This is a genomic window from Algibacter amylolyticus (genome assembly GCF_014202225.1).
GTDB classification, from domain to species: Bacteria; Bacteroidota; Bacteroidia; order Flavobacteriales; family Flavobacteriaceae; genus Algibacter_B; species Algibacter_B amylolyticus.
Map to the genome: position 1 here is coordinate 1 of NZ_JACHGE010000024.1, position 1,331 is coordinate 1,331.

The 1,331-nt window shown below is 40.3% G+C and carries 1 pseudogene; it reads right to left on the reverse strand.

Going from position 1 to position 1,331, the window contains the following annotated elements:
- Positions 1–1,331: pseudogene (locus HNQ90_RS17865) on the reverse strand (hypothetical protein); the annotation flags it as partial.

A 1,331-nucleotide genomic window follows, 5' to 3' on the forward strand; every position in this document is an offset into this window, starting at 1 on the left:
TTTGGATCACTTGTTACTCCCGCTGGATCTAATGGTGTGTTTGGATTATCTAATCCTGTTGTTTCTTCACAATCTGTAAGTCCATCACCATCTGTATCCGTTAATGAACTACTTGCGATTGGATCACATGCATCATTTGGATTACTTGTTGTTCCTGCTGGATCTAACGGTGTACTTGGATCATCAACTCCTGTTGTTTCTTCACAGTCTGTTAAGCCATCATTATCTGTATCAACTGTATTGATTCCGATTGGACTACAAGCATCGTTTGGATCACTTGTTACACCTGCTGGATCTAATGGTGTGTTTGGATTATCTAATCCTGTTGTTTCTTCACAATCTGTAAGTCCATCACCATCTGTATCCGTTAACGAACTACTTGCGATTGGATCACATGCATCATTTGGATTACTTGTTGTTCCTGCTGGATCTAACGGTGTACTTGGATCATCAATTCCTGTTGTTTCTTCACAGTCTGTTAAGCCATCATTATCTGTATCAACTGTGTTGATTCCGATTGGGCTACAAGCATCGTTTGGATCACTTGTTACACCCGCTGGATCTTCTGGTGTGTTTGGATTATCTAATCCCGTTGTTTCTTCACAATCTGTAAGTCCATCACCATCTGTATCCGTTAATGAACTACTTGCGATTGGATCACATGCATCATTTGGATTACTTGTTGTTCCTGCTGGATCTAACGGTGTACTTGGATCATCAATTCCTGTTGTTTCTTCACAGTCTGTTAAGCCATCATTATCTGTATCAACTGTATTGATTCCGATTGGACTACAAGCATCGTTTGGATCACTTGTTACACCTGCTGGATCTAATGGTGTGTTTGGATTATCTAATCCTGTTGTTTCTTCACAATCTGTAAGTCCATCACCATCTGTATCAGTTAATGAACTACTTGCGATTGGATCACATGCATCATTTGGATTACTTGTTGTTCCTGCTGGATCAAGTGGTGTACTTGGATCATCAATTCCTGTTGTTTCTTCACAGTCTGTTAAGCCATCATTATCTGTATCAACTGTGTTGATTCCGATTGGGCTACAAGCATCGTTTGGATCACTTGTTACTCCCGCTGGATCTAATGGTGTGTTTGGATTATCTAATCCCGTTGTTTCTTCACAATCTGTAAGTCCATCACCATCTGTATCCGTTAATGAACTACTTGCGATTGGATCACATGCATCATTTGGATTACTTGTTGTTCCTGCTGGATCTAACGGTGTACTTGGATCATCAACTCCCGTATTCTCTTCACAGTCCGTTAAGCCATCTCCATCACTATCAACAGTTGATGTACATTTTGGTACTACAAC